The organism is Nonomuraea fastidiosa, assembly GCF_042751225.1.
Classification (GTDB): domain Bacteria; phylum Actinomycetota; class Actinomycetes; order Streptosporangiales; family Streptosporangiaceae; genus Nonomuraea; species Nonomuraea fastidiosa.
Map to the genome: position 1 here is coordinate 3,951,839 of NZ_CP170570.1, position 18,414 is coordinate 3,970,252.

Annotated in this window: 12 protein-coding genes; 8 read left to right on the plus strand and 4 right to left on the minus strand. The window is 71.6% G+C overall.

Annotated features, from left to right (window positions below; translation table 11 throughout):
- Positions 1-351 precede the first annotated feature (351 nt).
- On the minus strand, positions 352-4,854 hold the full coding sequence (locus tag ACFMQL_RS18340; protein WP_378786205.1) for an NEW3 domain-containing protein: 4,503 nt from the start codon (positions 4,852-4,854) through the stop codon (positions 352-354).
- Positions 4,855-5,076: 222 nt separating this feature from the next.
- Here ACFMQL_RS18340 and ACFMQL_RS18345 point away from each other — a divergent pair, with 222 nt between their 5' ends.
- From ACFMQL_RS18345 to ACFMQL_RS18355, 3 genes are all read left to right on the plus strand, one after another.
- Positions 5,077-5,928 carry a bifunctional methylenetetrahydrofolate dehydrogenase/methenyltetrahydrofolate cyclohydrolase gene (locus ACFMQL_RS18345; protein WP_364068409.1) on the plus strand — a complete coding sequence of 284 codons (852 nt, stop codon included), beginning with the start codon at positions 5,077-5,079 and terminating at the stop codon, positions 5,926-5,928.
- 509 nt (positions 5,929-6,437) lie between these two features.
- Positions 6,438-8,027, plus strand: a complete 1,590-nt coding sequence (locus ACFMQL_RS18350; protein ID WP_364068407.1) for a thiamine pyrophosphate-dependent enzyme — start codon at positions 6,438-6,440, stop codon at positions 8,025-8,027.
- Positions 8,028-8,048: 21 nt separating this feature from the next.
- Positions 8,049-9,509, plus strand: a complete 1,461-nt coding sequence (locus ACFMQL_RS18355) for a benzaldehyde dehydrogenase (RefSeq protein WP_378786209.1) — start codon at positions 8,049-8,051, stop codon at positions 9,507-9,509.
- Positions 9,510-9,513: 4 nt separating this feature from the next.
- Here the strand turns inward: ACFMQL_RS18355 and ACFMQL_RS18360 are convergent, their stop codons facing one another.
- Positions 9,514-10,383, minus strand: coding sequence for a MurR/RpiR family transcriptional regulator (locus tag ACFMQL_RS18360; RefSeq protein WP_364068403.1), 870 nt, complete (start codon positions 10,381-10,383; stop codon positions 9,514-9,516).
- Entirely contained in the window at positions 10,380-11,810 is a 1,431-nt protein-coding gene (locus ACFMQL_RS18365) for a glycoside hydrolase family 3 N-terminal domain-containing protein (RefSeq protein ID WP_364068401.1), read from the minus strand. The genes ACFMQL_RS18360 and ACFMQL_RS18365 overlap by 4 nt, the downstream gene beginning before the upstream one ends.
- Positions 11,811-11,895: 85 nt before the next feature.
- On the opposite strand from ACFMQL_RS18365, the gene ACFMQL_RS18370 reads away from it, so the two are divergent.
- Positions 11,896-13,425, plus strand: coding sequence for a family 10 glycosylhydrolase (locus tag ACFMQL_RS18370; RefSeq protein WP_364068399.1), 1,530 nt, complete (start codon positions 11,896-11,898; stop codon positions 13,423-13,425).
- Positions 13,426-13,650: 225 nt separating this feature from the next.
- On the opposite strand, the gene ACFMQL_RS18375 is transcribed toward ACFMQL_RS18370, so the two are convergent.
- Positions 13,651-14,298 (minus strand): FHA domain-containing protein, encoded by a 648-nt coding sequence (locus ACFMQL_RS18375; RefSeq protein ID WP_345396031.1) that lies wholly within the window; start codon positions 14,296-14,298, stop codon positions 13,651-13,653.
- Between the two features lie 181 nt (positions 14,299-14,479).
- Between ACFMQL_RS18375 and ACFMQL_RS18380 the strand changes: the two genes are divergently transcribed.
- The 4 genes from ACFMQL_RS18380 to ACFMQL_RS18395 all read left to right on the plus strand — a co-directional run bounded on the left by ACFMQL_RS18380 (position 14,480) and on the right by ACFMQL_RS18395 (position 18,406).
- The gene (locus tag ACFMQL_RS18380) at positions 14,480-15,601 is read left to right on the plus strand and encodes a citrate/2-methylcitrate synthase (RefSeq protein WP_364068397.1); all 1,122 of its coding nucleotides are present in this window, start codon (positions 14,480-14,482) and stop codon (positions 15,599-15,601) included.
- Positions 15,598-15,897 carry a DUF3017 domain-containing protein gene (locus ACFMQL_RS18385; protein WP_364068395.1) on the plus strand — a complete coding sequence of 100 codons (300 nt, stop codon included), beginning with the start codon at positions 15,598-15,600 and terminating at the stop codon, positions 15,895-15,897. The genes ACFMQL_RS18380 and ACFMQL_RS18385 overlap by 4 nt, the downstream gene beginning before the upstream one ends.
- A 53-nt stretch (positions 15,898-15,950) precedes the next feature.
- Positions 15,951-17,168, plus strand: a complete 1,218-nt coding sequence (locus ACFMQL_RS18390; protein ID WP_364068393.1) for an NADP-dependent isocitrate dehydrogenase — start codon at positions 15,951-15,953, stop codon at positions 17,166-17,168.
- 209 nt (positions 17,169-17,377) lie between these two features.
- On the plus strand, positions 17,378-18,406 hold the full coding sequence (locus ACFMQL_RS18395) for a polysaccharide deacetylase family protein (RefSeq protein ID WP_364068392.1): 1,029 nt from the start codon (positions 17,378-17,380) through the stop codon (positions 18,404-18,406).
- The last annotated feature ends 8 nt before the right edge of the window (positions 18,407-18,414 follow it).

Consider the following 18,414-nt stretch of genomic DNA (forward strand, 5'->3'; position numbering starts at 1 on the left):
AGCGGGCGAGCTGACGGTCCTCCGAGGTGCCGGGCGTGGGAAGGGCAGCCTTGAGGGGGCCGTTCCGCAGAGCGGCGAGGCGAGCGTCGAGGCGCTCGCGGGGGACCGGGCGACCATCCACCCAGCCGATCACCGACGTCGTGCCGTCTTTGGTCGGCCCGTCGGCCGGTGTGGTGGTGTCGTCAGCGGCCCACCCGCTGTTCGGTGTGGTGGTGTCGTCTTCGGTCCGCCCGCTGTTCGGTGTGGTGGTGTCGTCTCCGGCCAGCCCGCCGGCCGGTGTCGTCGTGTCGTCTCCTGACGGCACGACGGCCGGCGGGGTTCGGGTGTCCGTGTCCAGGCGGTGTGGCGGGGTCATCGGGTCACCTCCAGCCGTACTGCCGGTGCGTACTGGCAGCGGCCGAACCACATGACCTTGGCCAGGGCCCACGCGTGGCCGGCCGCGTGGTCGCGGGGGACCTCCACCGGGAACGACAGCTCGGTGGTGGCCCCGGCCGCCACGGTGAAGCCCTGGATGACCTCAGGAAGCATGGCCCAGGTGCCCCACGGAGAGGCCAGCTGGGCCTCGCCGCGGATCTCGTCGGATGTGGTGTTGGCGAGCCGCAAGGTGAGCCGGGCCCGGTCGCCCGGCCGCAGCGTGAGGGCGCCGGTGACCGGGGTGACGGACAGGCCCGTGGGACGTGCCGTGTCAGAGGTGGTGCCCTTGGTGGCGACGGACTGCTCGGGCCACGCGCCGGAGACCGGCAGCTCGGGGGCCGGGCCGATGGCCACGGTGGTGATGTCTTCGATGAGCTGCCCGTTCGTACGGGTGCGCGCGGCGATGAAGTGCAGGCCGGGCGCGGGCTCGGCAGGCGGCGCCACCGTGACGGGGAAGCGGACGTGCCCGCCGGGGGCGAGACGGAACGGGCGGGCCGACGGGGTGGCCGTCCAGCCCTCCGGGACGCGGATGTCCACGATGCCCTCGTGGGGGGCGTCCGTGAGATGGGAGGCCAGGACGACCTCCACCTCGAACGGCCCTTCCGGCGACTCCACGAGGCCCGGCGAGACGGCGATGGAGACCGGCAGGTAGCCGAGCGGTGCCGGGCCCTTGTTGTGCAGCCAGTAGCGGCTGTAGACGGGCTGGGCCTGCTCCGTCGTACGGGCGAGCTCGGGTGCCGTGGGCGGGAGCGGGGCGGAGGCGAGGTACGTGGCCACCTCGAACCCGCCCAGCTCGATGCTCGCCCCCGAGGTGGTGACCGGAGCCCCGGGTGCCCCCAAGGTGGTGGCCGGAGCCCCGGGTGCCCCCGAGGCGGTGGCCGGAGCCCCGGGTGCCCCCAAGGTGGTGGCCGGAGCCCCGGGTGCCCCCAAGGTGGTGGCCGGAGCCCCGGGTGCCTCCAAGGTGGTGGCCGGAGCCCCGGGCAGCCCTGTCGGCGTGGACGCGGGGGAGATGGGGTCTTCGAGGAGGGTGGCGGGGGTGAGGGTGTCGAGGGGGAGCACGGGGGAGGTCAGCTCGGCGCGGGAGCCCAGGCCGGTGGACTCGATCAGGCGGATGGTCACCGAGGAACGGGCCGAGGAACGAGCGGAGTCGCGCTCGCCCGCCTGGCCGGTCTCGCGCCCGGCCCCGCCACCGGTCACCTGCCCGGCCCCGTCACCGGTCCGCTCGTCGAGCCCGCCCCGCTCCGCGATGGCGAGCCCGTCCTGCTCCGCGATGGCGAGCCCGTCCTGCTCCGCGGTGGACAGGCCGTGGGCGTGCGGGTTGCCGGTGGCCTTGAGGGTGCTCAGCAGGACGTCGCGCTCCGGAGAGACGGTGAGCAGGGAGTGGACGGGCGGCAGGGAGCCTGATTGGGGCGCGTCGAGGACGCGGGTGTGGAGCGGGGTGATGTGTTCCTGGGCGGCGGCGGGCAGGCGCAGGGCGCGCCAGTCGCCGGGCCCGGAGACCAGGGAGTAGGAGAACTCGTGCGTCCAGTGCTGGAGCTGGAAGGCGGAGCCGTCGGGGGTGGTGCGGCGGGGCGGGTCGAGCCAGATGCCGGACGGCCAGCCGGTGCAGGATCGCATGAGCGACAGGTGGAGGGCGCCGGACGGATCGACGGCGAACCCGGGCAGCCCGTACGCGATCAGCGCCACCGTACGGTCTTCGAGCCGCTCGGCCCCCAGCGGGCACACGGCCTCGATGGTCGCGTCGGCCAGGTCGGCCACGAGGTCGGCGATGGGGTCGGTGACGATGAGGGCCGGGAGGGCGCGCAGGTCGCGCAGGTCGGCGCTGGGCTGCCAGGTCTCGGCCAGCGGGCGCTCGGCGGGGATCCAGACGCGGGCGGCCCCTTCGCTCAGCGCTTTGGCGTACGCCTCGTCGGACCTGGCGAGCAGCTCGGCGGCCACCGGGTTGGTGTCGGGGCCGCCCAGCACGAGGCGTACGTCGGGCAGGTTGGAGTCGACGTCGAGCCAGCCGTAGCGGGTGCCGGCGGCCGATGACGTGGTCGCGGTGACGCCGGCCCTGGCCAGCGCCACCACCAGGTCGCGGGCCTGCGGGGCGTCCTCGAGGGCGGGCACCACGACCTCGGCCACGCCGAGCGCGCGTGCGCCCGCCGCGCCCAGATCGACCTTCGCGGTGGCGGAGAGGCCGAACCAGGTGTTGGCCGGGTTGTCGAGCGTCCACGGATGCTCGGCGGTGTCGACGTCGGGCAGCGCGAAGCCGCGCCCCACCACCGCGCCCGAGACGTCGGACACCGGCAGCGCCCCCTCCACGCGGGCCGGGAAGCGCACTCGCAGCAGCCGGTCGGCGCCGGTGTGGTCGATGACGCGGGTGGTGAAGTCGATGCGGTCGGAGCCGGCCGGCAGGGTGATGACCTGCTCGTACGTGATCTCGCCGACCTGCCCCGTGACGATCAGCCGCTGACCGACCGGGCTGGCCTCGGCGCGGACACCGGTGGACGCCGCCTCCGACGAGCCCACGACGTGGCCGGTCGGGATGAGGTGCCAGGGACCCTCGCCCATGTCGGGATGCTGGGGGTATTCGTCGTAGAGGCGCAGCTCGTTGCCGGGGCCGGTGAGGAGCTCCTGGCCGGTGGCGCGGTCGCGGATCGAGGCGAGCGTGCCGCCCTTGGCGGGATCGGCGGTGACCTGCCAGCGGTCGTTCTCGATGGTGACGCCGGGGACGGGTTGCCACGTCTCGGGGGTGCCGGGCACCACGTCGTACGTGCGCCAGCCCACCGAGGGCACGTCGCGGGCCAGGAACGTGAGCGTGCCGTTCTCCGCCACGGCCGGGAGCGGGGCGCCCGACGCGTCGGCGGGCACGTGACCCTCGGGCAGGACGGCCGAGGCCAGGCCGTCGCGGGTGAACGGCAGCGTGTTGGCGACCACCACTCCAGGCGCCTCGGTCGCGATCTGGCCGGACAGGGCCGACAGCGCGTTGTCGCGGGCCTCGGCGGCCAGGTCGTACGCCTCGCGCCAGCCGGTCAGCAGGTCGATGTAGACCTGGTCGGACTCGGAGCCGGTGATGGCGTCGTGGTGCGCGCCGTAGGCGAGCTGCCGCCACACCTTGTCGAGCGCCGTGTGCGGGTAGCCGCCCAGCCCCAGCAGGTGGGCGAACGTGGCCAGCCGCTCGGCGTCCAGCGCCGCCACCTCGGCCGCGCGCTGTGCCTGCTTGGTGTCGATGTAGGAGACGTCTTTGCCGGTGTAGATGGGGTTCATGTCCCGCGTCTGCGGGCTGAACGACGACAGCCCGGCGCGTACGGCGTCGAGGAAGTCGCGCGGCGTGGCGCAGACGAATCGGGGCCAGACGTAGCGGGCGGCCCACGTGCGGTGGATGTCGGTCACCCACTTGTTGGGCGGGGTGTAGTCGGTGCCGACGGGAAGCAGGATGTTCTTCGTCGCGGCGACCGGCTTGAGCGAGCGGTAGAGGTCGTAGACCGCCTTGCAGGCCTCGTCGAGCGAGGCCGAGGAGTCCATCCACCAGCCCGCGGAGTAGTGGGCCGGCATGTAGTGGGTCAGCACGCCCTGCCCGGACGGCGCGATCCACTCGAACTCGCTGGGGAACTGCATCAGCGCCGCGTCGTTCTTGGCCTCTTTGAAGTTCTTACTGATCGGGCCCCACTGGTGGAACGGCCCGCGCGCCCACGCGCTCGCGGTCAGCCCGGCCGCCGCGAGGTAGCCGGGGAACTGCGGGTCGTGGCCGAACACGTCGAGCTGCCACGCCGTGCGCGGATCGCCGCCGAGGATGTCGCGCTGGTAGCCGATGCCGTAGACGAGGTTGCGGATCGTGGTCTCGGCGCCGGTGAGGTTGGTGTTGGGCTCGTTGTACGTGCCGCCGACCAGCTCGACCCGGCCTTCGGCCAGGAGCGCGCGCAGGTCGGCCCTGCGCTCGGGATGGGTGTCGAAGAACGGCTTGAGATAGTCGACCTCGGCCAGCACGAAGCGGTAGTCGGGGTCGCGCAGCGCCAGGTCGATGTGGGCCTCGACCAGGGCGAACGCGTTGCCCTCCCAGAGCGGCCTGGTGGTGGCGTCGGCCGACAGCAGCTCCCACGGGCTGGTGTAGGCGGCCTGGGTGTTCCACCACACCGGGTCGTAGTGGAAGTGGGACACCATGAACATCGTCCAGCCCGGCTCCTCGGCCGTGACCTCCACTTCCAGCGACTCGCCGTCGAGGGTGAGCAGGCAGGGCACGGTCGTGCCCGGCGGGACCGACACCGCCAGCGGGACCTCGTGGACTCCCTCGGCGGCCGGGATCGTCACAGGACCGGCGAGGCGCACGCCGGCGCCGCGCAGCTCCAGCGAGGACTCGCGCTCGCCCGCCGCCACGGTGACGCGCAGGACTTGGTGCGGCTCCTCGGGCGAGCCGACGAACAGGTCGGTGGACTCGGCGGACAAGAGGCGGAACGACAAGGGGGACCTCCGGGCGCGCGTGATGCTGGCGCCGAAAACACTAAGCCTTCGCCGAATCTATGACAACGATGTCAGCCGTTGGCTGTGGATAACCGGGATCGGCTGCCTGCTGCCTGTGGATAACCGGCCGCCGATGATCGCAACCGATGCACCGCGTACGGACGACTCAACAGGGGTGCGGGGCGGTGCGGGAGAGGTCGGAGGGCATGACAGGATTGCCGCATGAGCGCTGTGAAACTCGATGGCAAGGCCACCGCCGCAAAGATCAAGGCAGATCTCACCAAGCGGGTGGCCGCGCTCAAGGAACGCGGGATCACGCCCGGCCTGGGCACCATTCTGGTGGGGGACGACCCCGGCAGCCAGATCTACGTCGCGGGCAAGCATCGCGACTGCGCGGAGGTGGGCATCGCCTCCATCCGCGTCGACCTGCCTGCCACCGCGACCCAGGCCGACGTCGAAGCGGCCATCGACGAGCTCAACGCCTCCCCGGAGTGCACCGGCTACATCGTCCAGCTTCCGCTGCCCAAGCACCTCGACACGATGGCGCTGCTTGAGCGCATCGACCCGGCCAAGGACGCCGACGGGCTGCACCCGGTCAACCTGGGGCGTCTCGTCCACATGGTCGACGCGCCGCTGCCCTGCACCCCGCACGGCATCGTGCTGCTTCTTCGCGAGTACGGCGTACCGATCAAGGGCGCCGAGGTCACCGTGGTCGGGCGCGGCATCACGGTGGGCCGCTCGCTCGGGCTGCTGCTCACCCGGCGCAGCGAGAACGCCACCGTGACCCTCTGCCACACCGGCACCCGCGACCTCGCCGCGCACGTGCGCCGCGCCGACATCGTGGTGGCGGCGGCCGGCGTGCCCGAGCTGATCACCCGCGACATGGTCAAGCCCGGCGCCGCCGTGCTCGACGTCGGGGTCTCCCGGGTGGACGGCAAGATCGCCGGGGACGTCGCCGCTGACGTCGAGGAGGTCGCCGGCTACCTCACGCCCAACCCGGGCGGCGTCGGCCCGATGACCCGCGCCCTGCTCCTGGCCAACGTCGTCGAAGCCGCCGAACGCCTCAACCCCTGACCTCCGCGCCGCCTCTGGCGGCTCCCGCCGAGCTCACGCCGGCGTCCCAACGCCTGTGGGCGCCGGCCGCGTCGGGAGCGGTGAGCGGGCGGTTCCAGCCGGCGCCCCGCCACACGTGAGGCGCCGGCTTCGTCATGCCCGCGGACGGCTCTCCGGCCCCGGCGCACGCGCCGGACGCCGGAGAAGCGGCGGGGGCACGCCGCCATGGCGGGACTGCTGGCAGAGCGCGAGGCGATGGCAGCGTCGTGTGCTGTGGAGAGATCGCGGCGAGCCCGCGGGTGAGCGACTGCACGTGGTCGGCCATGGGATGCCCCCTTGACAGCGGCCTGCAGGAGCGTAGCTTCCGCGATACGGGGGTGTTCGGCACGAGAACACCTGTGCGCAGAGCGAACGAAAGGGGAGCGGCCCGTGCGTCGCGCTCTCGCGATCCTCACCACCCGGTCGCTGCCGCGTTTCGGCGCGCTGCGCGGGCACGTCTACCGGCGGATCCAGCGGGCGAGGGGGAACCGATGACCACCGTCAAGGACGCCGTGTTCGACGTGCTGCGCCGCCACGGGCTGACCACGCTGTTCTGCAATCCGGGCTCGACCGAGGTGCCGCTGCTCACCGGGCTCCCCGACGACCTGCGCTTCGTGCTCGGTCTGCACGAGGGCTCGGTGGTCGGCATGGCGACGGGCTGGGCGATCGGCCGCGACGCGCCCGCGACGGCCGTCCTGCACACCACGGCGGGGCTGGGCAACGCCGTCGGCGCGCTCGCGACCGCGCGCGAGAACCGGGTGCCGCTGGTCGTCCTCGTCGGCCAGCAGGACCGGCGGCACCTCGCGCTTGAGCCGTTCCTGGCCGGGCGGCTCGCGGGGCTGGCCGGTGACTACCCGGTCCGGGTGGATCAGCCCGTACGTCCCCAGGACGTGCCGGGAGCGGTCGCCAGGGCCGTCCACGAGGCGCGCACCCACCGGGGGCCCGCGCTGGTCGTGGTGCCGATGGACGACTGGGCCGCGCCGTTCGACGGCGAGATCGTCGCGGCCCCGGCCCGGCTGGTGCGGCCCACCGCGGTCTCGGACGCCGAGCTGGCCCCGCTGCTGGAGCTGCTGTCCGGGGCGCGCAGGCCGGCGATCGTGGCGGGCGCGGGCGTCCGCGAGGGGTGGGACGCGCTCGTGGAGCTGGCCGAGCGGCTGGGCTGCCCGGTGCACCAGGAGCCGTTCGGCGGGCGGGCCGGGTTCCCCCAGGACCATCCCCAGTACGCCGGGGTGCTGCCCGCCGACAGGGCCAGGCTGCGCGAGGTGCTCGCGGCCTACGACGTGGTGCTCGCCGTGGGGGCGCCGGTGTTCCGCCAGTACCCGTACGTGCCGGGGCCGCTGGTGCCGCAGGGCACCGCCGTCGCGCTGGTCACCGACGACCCCGCAGAAGCCCACCGCAGCCCGGCCGGCCTCGCGGTCCTGGCCGCGCCGTCCGCCGTCTGCGCCCGCCTGGCCGCCCTGCTCCCGCAGCGCCCGCGCCTGGAGCGCAGGCCGTCAGAAGAGCCGCAGGTCGGTACGGCGGAAGGGCCCCTTCGGCCCGCCGACGTGCTGCGCGAGCTGGCGGCGCGGCTGCCCGCCGACGCCGCGCTGATCGAGGAGACCCCGTCCGCCCGCCCCGACCTGCACCGCCTCGTCCCCGCCAGGAGCTCGCTCGGCTTCCTGTCGGCGGCGATGGGCGGGCTCGGGTTCGCGCTGCCCGCCGCCGTGGGACTGAAGATGGCGCTGCCCGACCGGCCCGTGGTGGCCGTCACCGGCGACGGCTCCGCGCTCTACGGCCTGCACGCCCTGTGGAGCGCCGCGCACTACCGCGTCGGCGCGCTGTTCGTGGTGCTCGCCAACGGCAGGTACGCGATCATGGACCGGCTGGCCGAGCGGCACGGTGGCGGCAAGGCGCCGTGGCCCGCGTTCACCGAGATCGACATGGCCGCGCTGGCGGGGTCGCTCGGCTGCCCGGCCGTCAAGGTCGGCTCGCACGCCGAGCTGACCGCCGTACTCGACGACATCATGCCCGTGCTGCCGGACCGCGACAGCCCCTTGCTGCTCGACGTGGCCGTGGCGGTGGACGAGCGTTTCCAGCCCTGAAGCCCCTGAGGAGGCGCGACAATGACGTTCCTTGACCCGAAGACATGGACCGGGATGATCTTCGACGGGAGCTGGACCGCGTCACGGGCCGGCGAGGCGCCCGTCATCGAGCCCGCGACCGGCAACGAGCTCGGCCGGGCGGGCACGGCCGGCGCCGGCGACGTGGCGGCCGCCGCCGAGACGGCCGGGCGGGAGCAGCAAGCCTGGGCGGCGACCCCGTACGAGGAGCGTGCCGCGCTGCTGCGCCGCGCCGGGCGGCTGTTCGAAGAGCACGCCCAGGAGATCCAGGACTGGATCGTCAGGGAGTCGGGCGGGGTGCCGGGCAAGGCCGCGTTCGAGACGCACGTGGCCGCCCAGGAGTGCTACGAGGCGGCGGCGCTGGCCGGCCAGCCGGCCGGCGAGGTGCTGCCCACGGCGCGCAAGCGGCTCAGCTTCGCCCGCAGGGTGCCGGTCGGCGTGGTCGGGGTGATCGCGCCGTTCAACTTCCCGCTCATCCTCGGCATCAGGTCGGTCGCCCCTGCGCTGGCGCTGGGCAACGCGGTGGTGTTCAAGCCGGACCAGCGCACCGCCGTCTGCGGCGGATACGCCATCGCCCGCGTCTTCGAGGAGGCCGGCCTGCCGCCTGGGCTGCTGCATGTGCTGCCCGGAGGCCCCGAGGCCGGGCAGGCGCTGGTCGCCGACCCGAACGTCCCCGTCATCTCCTTCACCGGCTCGACGGCGGCCGGCCGCAAGGTCGGCGAGGCGGCCGCCCGCGCGCTCAAGCGGGTGCACCTGGAGCTGGGCGGCAACTCGGCGTTAGTGATCTTCGACGACGCCGACCTGGACGCGGCGGTCTCGGCGGGCGCGTGGGCCTCGTTCTTCCACCAGGGCCAGATCTGCATGACCTCAGGGCGGCACATCGTGCACGAGTCGGTGGCGCGCGAGTACGTCGAGCGCCTGGCCGCCAAGGCCGACGGCCTGCCGGTCGGCGACCCGGCCACCGGGCAGGTCGCGCTGGGCCCGCTCATCGACGCCGGGCAGCGCGACCGGGTGCACCGCCTGGTCACCGAGAGCGTGGAGGCCGGGGCCAGGCTCGCGGCGGGCGGCTCGTACGAGGGGCTGTTCTACCGTCCGACGGTGCTGGCCGAGGTGCCGAGACAGGCGCCCGCGTACGCCGAGGAGGTGTTCGGCCCGGTCGCGCCGGTCACCACGTTCTCCACCCTGGAGGAGGCGGCGGCGCTGGCGGCCGACTCCGAGTACGGCCTGTCGCTCGGCATCCTCACCAAGGACGTCATGAAGGGCCTCGCGCTGGCCGAGCAGGTGCCGACCGGCATCGTGCACATCAACGACCAGACCGTGGACGACGAGGCCGTGGCGCCGTTCGGCGGCGTGGGCGCCTCGGGCACCGGCAGCCGCTTCGGCGGTACGCGCGCGAACCTCGACGCCTTCACCGAGACCCAGTGGGTCACGATGCAGGGCGATATCGCGAAATATCCGTTCTAAGCGGTCAGCGGGACTGCCGGCTGCGATAGCGGTCGGTCGCCTCACGGGTGACGCGGATGGCGGCCTCCGCCGTCTCGTACCGCCGCTGCGCCAGCCCGACGAAGATGCAGTCCACGATGAGGAGCTGGCTGATCCGGCTGGCCAGCGCGGCCGGGCGGAAGGCCGTCTCGCGGCCCGCCGAGACCAGCGTGTGGTCGGCCAGCCCCGCCAGCGACGAGCGCGGGTTGTCGGTGATGGCCACCACCAGCGCGCCCGCCTCCGAGGCGGTGCGGGCCGGCACCAGCACGTCGGGCGTCTCGCCGCTGCAGCTCACCGCCACCACGACGTCGCCTTCGCGCAGCAGGGCCGCGCTGGTCAGCGCCAGGTGGGCGTCGCTGAACGGGTGGCTGGACAGCCCGATCCGCAGCAGCTTCTGCGACATGTCGGCGGCCACCAGGCCCGATGCGGCGACGCCGTACACGTCGATGCGCCGCGCCTCCGAGATGGCCTTGACGACCTCGCCGAGCCGGTCGGGGTCGAGCTGGGCGGCGGTGTCGGCGAGCGCCTCGGACTCGGCCCGCGCCACCTTGGCGATCACGTCGGTGAGCGGGTCGTCGGGCGCGAGGTCGCCGGGCACCAGGCGCTCCGGCTCCTTGGCGACGGCGGCGGCCAGCGCGAAGCGCATCTGCGAGTAGCCCGCGAAGCCGAGCGCCCGCGCGGTGCGCACGATCGTCGCCTCGCTCGTCCCCGACACGGCGCTGAACTCGGTGATGGTGCTGCGCACGACGAGGCCGGGGTCGTCCACGATGAGGCGGGCGATCGACTGCGCGGCAGGGGTGAGCGAGGGCAGGACGGCGCGTACGGCCGCCACGGGGTTCGCCGGTTCGACGCTCATCGGACCAGCCACTCGGCCGCGGCCTGCGCCGACACCCGGGAGACGCCGTGCGTGTGAACGTGCGTCCCGGATCCGGCAGGTGCGGGCACGCCCGTGTCCACCACGATCGCATCCGGCCGCGCGGCCTGGGCTCTGGCGACCGTCTCGCGCACCCAGGGGTGCCTGGCCGCGTCGTGCACCACCAGCACCACCGGCCGGTCGTCGAACGGCGGCAGCTCGCCGTCCTGCTCGAGCCGCATCCTCGCGGTGCCCGGCAGCAGGGCGGTCAGCGCTGCCGAGACGCCGGTCGGCGTGTCGGCGTCGATGGCCCTGTTGAGCCGGGTGTTGACCTCGACGACCAGCGGGGGGCGCTCCAGCCTGCCGGTGCCGGTCGTGGTGAGCGCGCGGCGGGCGGCGTCCAGGCCCACCTCATCGTCCACGTCGCCGTGGACCTTGGCGCGCAGCTCGGCCTGGCCCGCGTACCAGGAGGACAGCTCCCGCACTCGCGCGGCGGCCTGCGCCAGCCGGTCCTCGGCCAGCCGGCCCTCGCGCACGGCCGCGACGATCGCCTCGACGATCGCGCGCAGGCCGTCCTCGTCGATCAGCCCGGCGCAGATCGCGTCCACGCCGGCGTCGAGCGCGCGCACGGCGATCTCGCCCGGCGGGAACATGGCGGCCACCGCCCGCATCTCGATCGCGTCGGTGACCAGCATCCCGTCGAAACCGAGCTCGCCCCTCAGGAGCTCGGTCATCACGGTACGGCTGAGCGTCGCGGGCAGCGACGGATCGAGCGCGGGGACGAGCAGGTGGCCGGACATGATCGAGCGCACCCCGGCCTCGATCGCGGCGCGGAACGGCGGCAGGTCGCGCTCCTGGATCAGCTCCCGCGAGGCGTGCACGGTGGGCAGCGCCAGGTGGGAGTCGGTGACCGTGTCGCCGTGCCCGGGGAAGTGCTTGGCGCAGGCGGCCACCCCCGCGCCCTGCACGCCCCGCACGTACGCGGCGGTGTGGCGGGAGACCAGCTCGGCCGTGGGCCCGAACGAGCGAACGCCGATCACCGGGTTGGCCGGGTCGGCGTTCACATCCGCGGAGGGCGCGTAGTCGAGCGTGATGTCCAGGTCGGCGAGCATCCTGCCGATCTGGCGGCCCACCCGCTCGGTGAGCCGCACGTCGTCCACCACGCCGAGCGCCCGGTTGCCGGGGAAGGAGCTGCCGTCCTCCGCCTCCAGCCGGGTAACGGTGCCGCCCTCCTCGTCGATGGCGATGACGACGTCAGGGTTCTCGGCCCGGAGCTCGCGTATCAGGCCGGCGCCGATGGCGTTGCGGGCGAACAGCACCACGCCGCCCAGACCCTCGCCCAGCGCGCGGCGCAGCCAGTCGGGAGCAGAGGTCCCCTCGAACCCCGGATGCAGCACCGTCCTCGCCAGTCTGTACAGGTCACCGCTCATCGGCATTTTCCTTCACGGTTGTTGATCTGAAGGTAATTTTCTGTCATCGTCGCCTTCGATACAACCACTTCCGAGAGGCCCCCCCATGCCCAGCAGAAGGACTCTCCTGAAGGGTCTCGCCCTCGCCGCCGCCGCATCGGCCGTTCCCCTCCCGGCCTTCGCACAGCCCGGGTACGTGCCCCCGCTGCGCCAGATGCGCGGCATGTGGATCGCGTCGGTGGTCAACATCAACTGGCCGTCGAAGCCGGGGCTCAGCGCCGAGCAGCAGAAGGCGGAATACCTCGCCTGGCTGGACGTGGCCGTGCAGCGCAAGCTCAACTCGGTCTTCGTGCAGATCAGGCCCACCGCCGACGCGTTCTGGCCGTCACCGTACGAGCCGTGGTCGCAGTACCTCACCGGCGAGCAGGGCAAGGACCCCGGTTACGACCCGCTGAAGTTCGCCGTCGAGGAGACGCACAAGCGCGGCCTGGCCTTCCACGCGTGGTTCAACCCGTACCGCGTCTCGATGCAGGCCGACCCCGCGCAGCTGCACCCCGACCACCCCGGGCGCAAGCACCCGGACTGGATCGTGGCCTACGGCGGCAAGCTCTACTACAACCCCGGCATGCCCGAGGTCAGGAAGTTCTGCCAGGACGCGATGATGGACGCGGTGCTCCGCTACGACATCGACGGCCTGCACTTCGACGACTACTTCTACCCGACCAACACCACTGACTTCGACGACGCCGAGGAGTTCGCCAAGTACGGGGCCGGCTTCCCCGACCTCGCCGCCTGGCGGCGCAACAACGTGGACCTCATGGTCCAGGAGATGCAGCAGCGCGTGCTCGAGGCCAAGCCGGAGATCGCCTGGGGCATCAGCCCGTCGGGCATCTGGCGCAACAAGGCCAGCGACCCGCTCGGCTCCGACACCAACGGCGGCCAGTCGTACGACAACCTGCACGCCGACACCCGCGGCTGGGTCAAGAAGGGCTGGCTCGACTACATCGCGCCGCAGCTCTACTGGTACATCGGGCAGCCGCCGGCCGACTACTCCAAGCTCGTGCCGTGGTGGGCCGACGTCGCCGCGGGCACCGAGACGCTGCTGTGGATCGGGCAGGCGGCGTACAAGGCGGGCGATCCCGCGCAGGCGCCCGAGTGGCAGCAGCCGGACGAGCTGTCCAGGCACCTGACGCTCAACCGCGACCACCCCGAGATCAGCGGCGACATCTGGTACAACGCCAACGACGTCAAGGTGGACAGGATCGGCTCCATCTCCACCGCGGTCGCCGACCACTACCAGCGGCCCGCGCTCGCGCCCGTGCTGCCCAGGCTCGCGCGCGGCAAGGCGCCGTCGCGGCCGGTGGTGGCGTACGCGCTGCACCGCCACGGCGGGGTCGAGGTGCGGATGGTGGCGACCGGCAGGGAAGAGCCCTTCCTGTACGCCGTCTTCCGCTTCGACCGGCCCGCGGGCCCCGGCGCCTTCGACGACGCCCGCAACCTGGTCGCGATCGTGCCGGGCGACCGGCAGGTCCGCTGGGTAGACCCCGACGGCAGGCGCGGACACCACTACTACGCGCTCGCGGTGGACCGGGCCAACCGGACCAGCAAGCCGAGCAACGGCTTCCGGGTGATCTGACGCGGCGTCCGCCCTGTTTCAGGGCGCGCTGAGCCCGGCCACGTCGCCGGCCATGCCGGCGGCGGGCCGCGGCGTGCGCCCCCTGCCCGCAGGCGTACGCCGATGCCCGCGCCCGTGCCCCTTGGGAAAAGGGGCACGGTGTCGGATGTTCAGGTTCCGACGCTGCCGGAACCCCTCGCCGTGGCCCCGGTCGCGAAGGAAGGTCGCGATCCTGAGACTCCGAGACTACGAAGCCCTGCGCCCGGCGGCCGAAGCCTGCTCGGGGGCGGCTCCCGACGACCTCTGCGGTGGCACCACGGGGGTCGGGCGGACCAGACCGAGCGCCACGACCTCGTTGGCGAGGCGCGTGCGCCGGTTGGTGCCCTCGGGAATCCTGAACTTCTGGTAGAGCCGCAGCAGATGCTGCTTGACCGCGGCCTCGGTCACGACCAGGTCGTCGGCGATCTCGCGTGCCGTCGCCGGAGCGACGAACGCCTCGTCGGACAGCGCCGGCCTGCAGAGCGAGGTCAGCACATCGACCTCGCGCCTGGTCAGCTCGGGTGCCGCCGCCCTGCGCAGCTCGACCTCCGGGGTGAAGTCCTCACGGGGGACTCCACCGATCCGGCCACGCGCCGCGCCGAAGGACACGACGTCGCCGTCGTCGAGGACCCTCCGGGCGATCGGCCTGCCGTTCACCCGCGTGCCGTTCCTGGACAGCCCCAGGTCGACGACATACAGGTACGGTCCTCGTCTGACGAACTCGGCATGGAGTCGAGACACGCTGGGGTCGGTGAGCCGGATGTCGACACCCCGGCCCCTTCCGACCGTCGTGATCTCGGGGCGCAACGGGACCACCTCGCCAGTGTCCTCGATGCGTATGAACGGCCCCTCCACGGCAGTTCCTCCCCAGGTAGCCCGCCGTAACTATTACTACAGCTCCGGCTTACCCAACCGAGGGGATGCGGAATCGCCTTTGCCGTAAGGAGAATCCGTCGTGAAATTGGTCTGGACCTTTACAGCCGGTTTTGCCTGCTCACGGGTAGACTTCGGGCGGAGATAAGCGGAGGAAACACTCATGGCGGACAAGCCCACGAAAGGTCTGGCCGATGTCGTCGCCGCGTCCACCGCGCTGAGCGACATCGACGGAAAGGCCGGTCGCCTCTTCTACCGTGGATACGACATCCACGATCTGGCCGGCCGCGCGACGTTCGAGGAGACCGCACACCTGCTCCAACGTGGCAAGCTGCCCACCCGCTCAGAGCTCGACGCCTACCGCGAGGAGCTGGCGCGGGGCCGCGAGCTGGGCGCCCTGGTGTCCGCGAACATCGCCGAAATCGCCGAGAAACAGAAACCGATGGAGGCGCTGCGCTCCCTCGTCTCCCTCGCCGGCGCCGACGACCCCGACAAGGACTCCGTCGAACACGAGGCCAATCTGCGCAAGGCCGCCCGCCTGGTGGCGCAGCAGCCGCTGCTCGTGGCCCGCTACCACGCCGCACGCACCGGCGCCGAGCTCCCCGACCCCGACCCGTCACTGAGCATCGCCGCGAACTTCCTGCTCCAGGTCACCGGCCGCACCCCCGACCCGCGCGAGGTCGAGATCTTCGACGAGTGCCTGGTGCTGCACGCCGACCACACCATGAACGCCTCCACGTTCGCCGCCCGGGTGTGCGCCGCGACGCTGTCGGACATGCACTCCGCCATCGTCGCCGCCATCGGCACCCTCAAGGGCCCGCTGCACGGCGGGGCGAACGAGCAGGTCATGAAGACGCTGGAGTCGATCTCGCCCAGCGGCGTCGCCCAGGCCGTACGCGACAAGCTCGCCCGCGGCGAGAAGATCATGGGCTTCGGCCACCGCGTCTACAAGACCGAGGACCCCCGCGCCACGCACCTGCGCCGCATGTCCGCCGAGCTCGCCGAGGCCAGCGGAGACGACACCTACTACCGGATGTCGAAGGAGATGGAGGAGGTCGTCTTCGAGGCCAAGGGTCTTTATCCGAACGTCGATTTCTACGCCGCCTCCGTCTACCACTACCTTGGCATTCCGACAGACCTGTTCACGCCGGTCTTCTCCGTCAGCCGCATGTCCGGCTGGACGGCTCACGTGATCGAGCAGCACGCCGACAACCGGCTGATCCGCCCCGACAGTGAGTACATCGGTGAGACCGACCAGAAGTGGAAGCCGATAGAAGAGCGTTGAGCAACGGGACCGAACGCGAGACCTGGGGGCCGTACCCGCTGATCCTGGTGGGTGCGGCCGCCGGTGTGCTCACCATGTTCATGGCCGACCCGCGCTGGGGCGGGTTCGTGCTGGGGGCCGTCATCATGATCGCCGGCGCTCTGCGCTTCGCCGGATACGGCGGTCAGCTCGCGATCAGGAGCAAGAAGGTCGACGTCATAACCATGTCCGTATCCGGATTCGTACTCGTGCTGACCTCGCTCCTGCTCGGTAACAACGAGCTGAAAGCGATCATCCTGTCCCTTTTCGCCCCGTGACCTGACGGTCCGATAGCCTCAACGCATCCATTCATTGAAGGGGAACCATTCGCATGCCCAAGATCAAGGTGGAGGGCCCCGTCGTCGAGCTCGACGGCGACGAGATGACCCGGATCATCTGGCAGTTCATCAAGGACCAGCTGATCCTTCCCTACCTCGACATCGACCTGAAGTACTACGACCTCGGCATCGAGAACCGAGACGCGACTGACGACCAGGTCACCATCGACGCCGCGAACGCCATCAAGAAGTACGGCGTCGGTGTGAAGTGCGCCACCATCACCCCGGACGAGGCGCGGGTCGAGGAGTTCGGGCTCAAGAAGATGTGGAAGTCCCCCAACGGGACCATCCGCAACATCCTCGGCGGCGTGATCTTCCGTGAGCCGATCATCATGAGCAACGTGCCCCGGCTCGTGCCCGGCTGGAAGAAGCCCATCGTGGTCGGCCGTCACGCCTTCGGTGACCAGTACCGCGCCACCGACCTGAAGATCCCCGGCGAGGGCACGCTGACCCTGACGTACACGCCGAAGGACGGCTCCGAGCCGATCGAGCTCGACGTCTACGACTTCCCCGGCCCCGGCGTCGCGATGGCGATGTACAACCTGGACGAGTCGATCCGCGACTTCGCCCGCGCCTCCATGCGGTACGGCCTGGCCCGCAACTACCCGGTCTACCTCTCCACGAAGAACACGATCCTCAAGGCGTACGACGGCCGCTTCAAGGACATCTTCGCCGAGGTCTACGAGACCGAGTTCAAGGAGGAGTTCGAGAAGGCCGGCCTGACCTACGAGCACCGCCTCATCGACGACATGGTCGCCGCGGCGCTCAAGTGGGAGGGCGGCTACGTCTGGGCCGCGAAGAACTACGACGGCGACGTCCAGTCCGACACCGTCGCCCAGGGCTTCGGCTCCCTCGGCCTGATGACCTCGGTCCTGATGACCCCCGACGGCAAGACCGTCGAGGCCGAGGCCGCCCACGGCACCGTGACCCGCCACTACCGCCAGCACCAGCAGGGCAAGCCCACCTCCACCAACCCGATCGCCTCGATCTTCGCGTGGACCCGCGGCCTCGCCCACCGCGGCAAGCTCGACAACACCCCCGCGGTCACCGAGTTCGCCGAGAAGCTCGAGCAGGTCTGCATCGAGACCGTCGAGGGCGGCCAGATGACCAAGGACCTCGCGCTCCTCGTCGGCGGCGACGCCAAGTGGCTCACCACGCAGGAATTCCTCGCCGCTCTGGACGAGAACCTCAAGAAGAAGATGTCCGCCTGAACAGGACCTTCGTTCTCCGCGACGGCCTCTGCCCTCCGGCAGGGGCCGTTCTCTTGTCACCGGCCCTTCGCCATCGATGTCCCCGGGCGTGTCTTGGCGGCCTTGATCGCGGCGTTTTCCCAGGTCTTGACCGCCGCGACGGCGTGGCGTAGTTGATCACGTGGGTAAGAGCCAGCTCAGAACAGTCGTACGCGTTTCGGGGGGTTAGGATGCGACTGCGAATTCTGAGTGGGCTGGGGGCGCTCATCGCCGCCGCCATCCTGACGGGCTGCGGCTCACAGCCCGAGACCGCCAAGATGGCCGGCAACAAGGTGGACGCCGTCGCCAAGGCCAAGGCGGAGAGGGCGGCCAAGATCAAGCGCGCCGCCGCGGTCAAGGCCAACGAGCTCGGGCAGATCCCGGTGCTGATGTTCCACCGTATCGTGCCCAAGCCGCAGACCACCGACGACCGGACGCCCGCGCAGTTCAGGGCCGACCTGGAACGGCTGGTGAAAGAGGACTACGTGCCCATCTCGGCGGCCGAGCTGGTCACCGGCAAGATCGACATCCCCGCGGGCAAGCACCCCGTGGTGCTCACGTTCGACGACTCATCCCCCTCCCAGCTCACGCTGAACGCGCTCGGCGTGCCCCAGAAGGACACCGCGGTCGCGATACTCAAAGAGGTCGCCGCCAAGCACCCGGGCTGGAAGCCGAAGGCCACCTTCTACGTGACGCGCGACATGTTCGGCAGGACCGTCCGCGAGGAGCAGGCGCAGGCGCTGCTCTGGCTCAAGGACAACGGCTTCGACATCGGCAACCACACCCGCGACCACCTCAACCTGCGCGGCCGCTCGCAGAAGGAGGTCGAGGAGCAGATCGGCACCATCGGCAAGCAGATCCAGGAGCTGTCGTACATCAAGCCGGTCACCATCGCCCTGCCGTACGGCAACCAGCCGAACAAGAAGCAGTGGGCGCTGCGCGGCAAGTCGTACAAGCACGCCGGCGCGTTCCTGGCCGGCTACACCCCGGCGCAGTCGCCGTTCAGCAAGGCGTTCGACCCGGCAGGCATCCCGAGGATCAAGGTCATGGAGAAGAAGGGCGACTGCGCGCAGTTCTGCTCCGAGGCGTGGCTCGACTGGCTGAAGAAGAACCCGGACATGCGCTACACCTCCGACGGTGACGTGAGCACGGTGGCGTATCCGAAGTTCAAGGCGCCCTCGCTGCGCAAGGCGTTCGCCGCCTGGAGCCTGCCCTACTGAACGGTCCC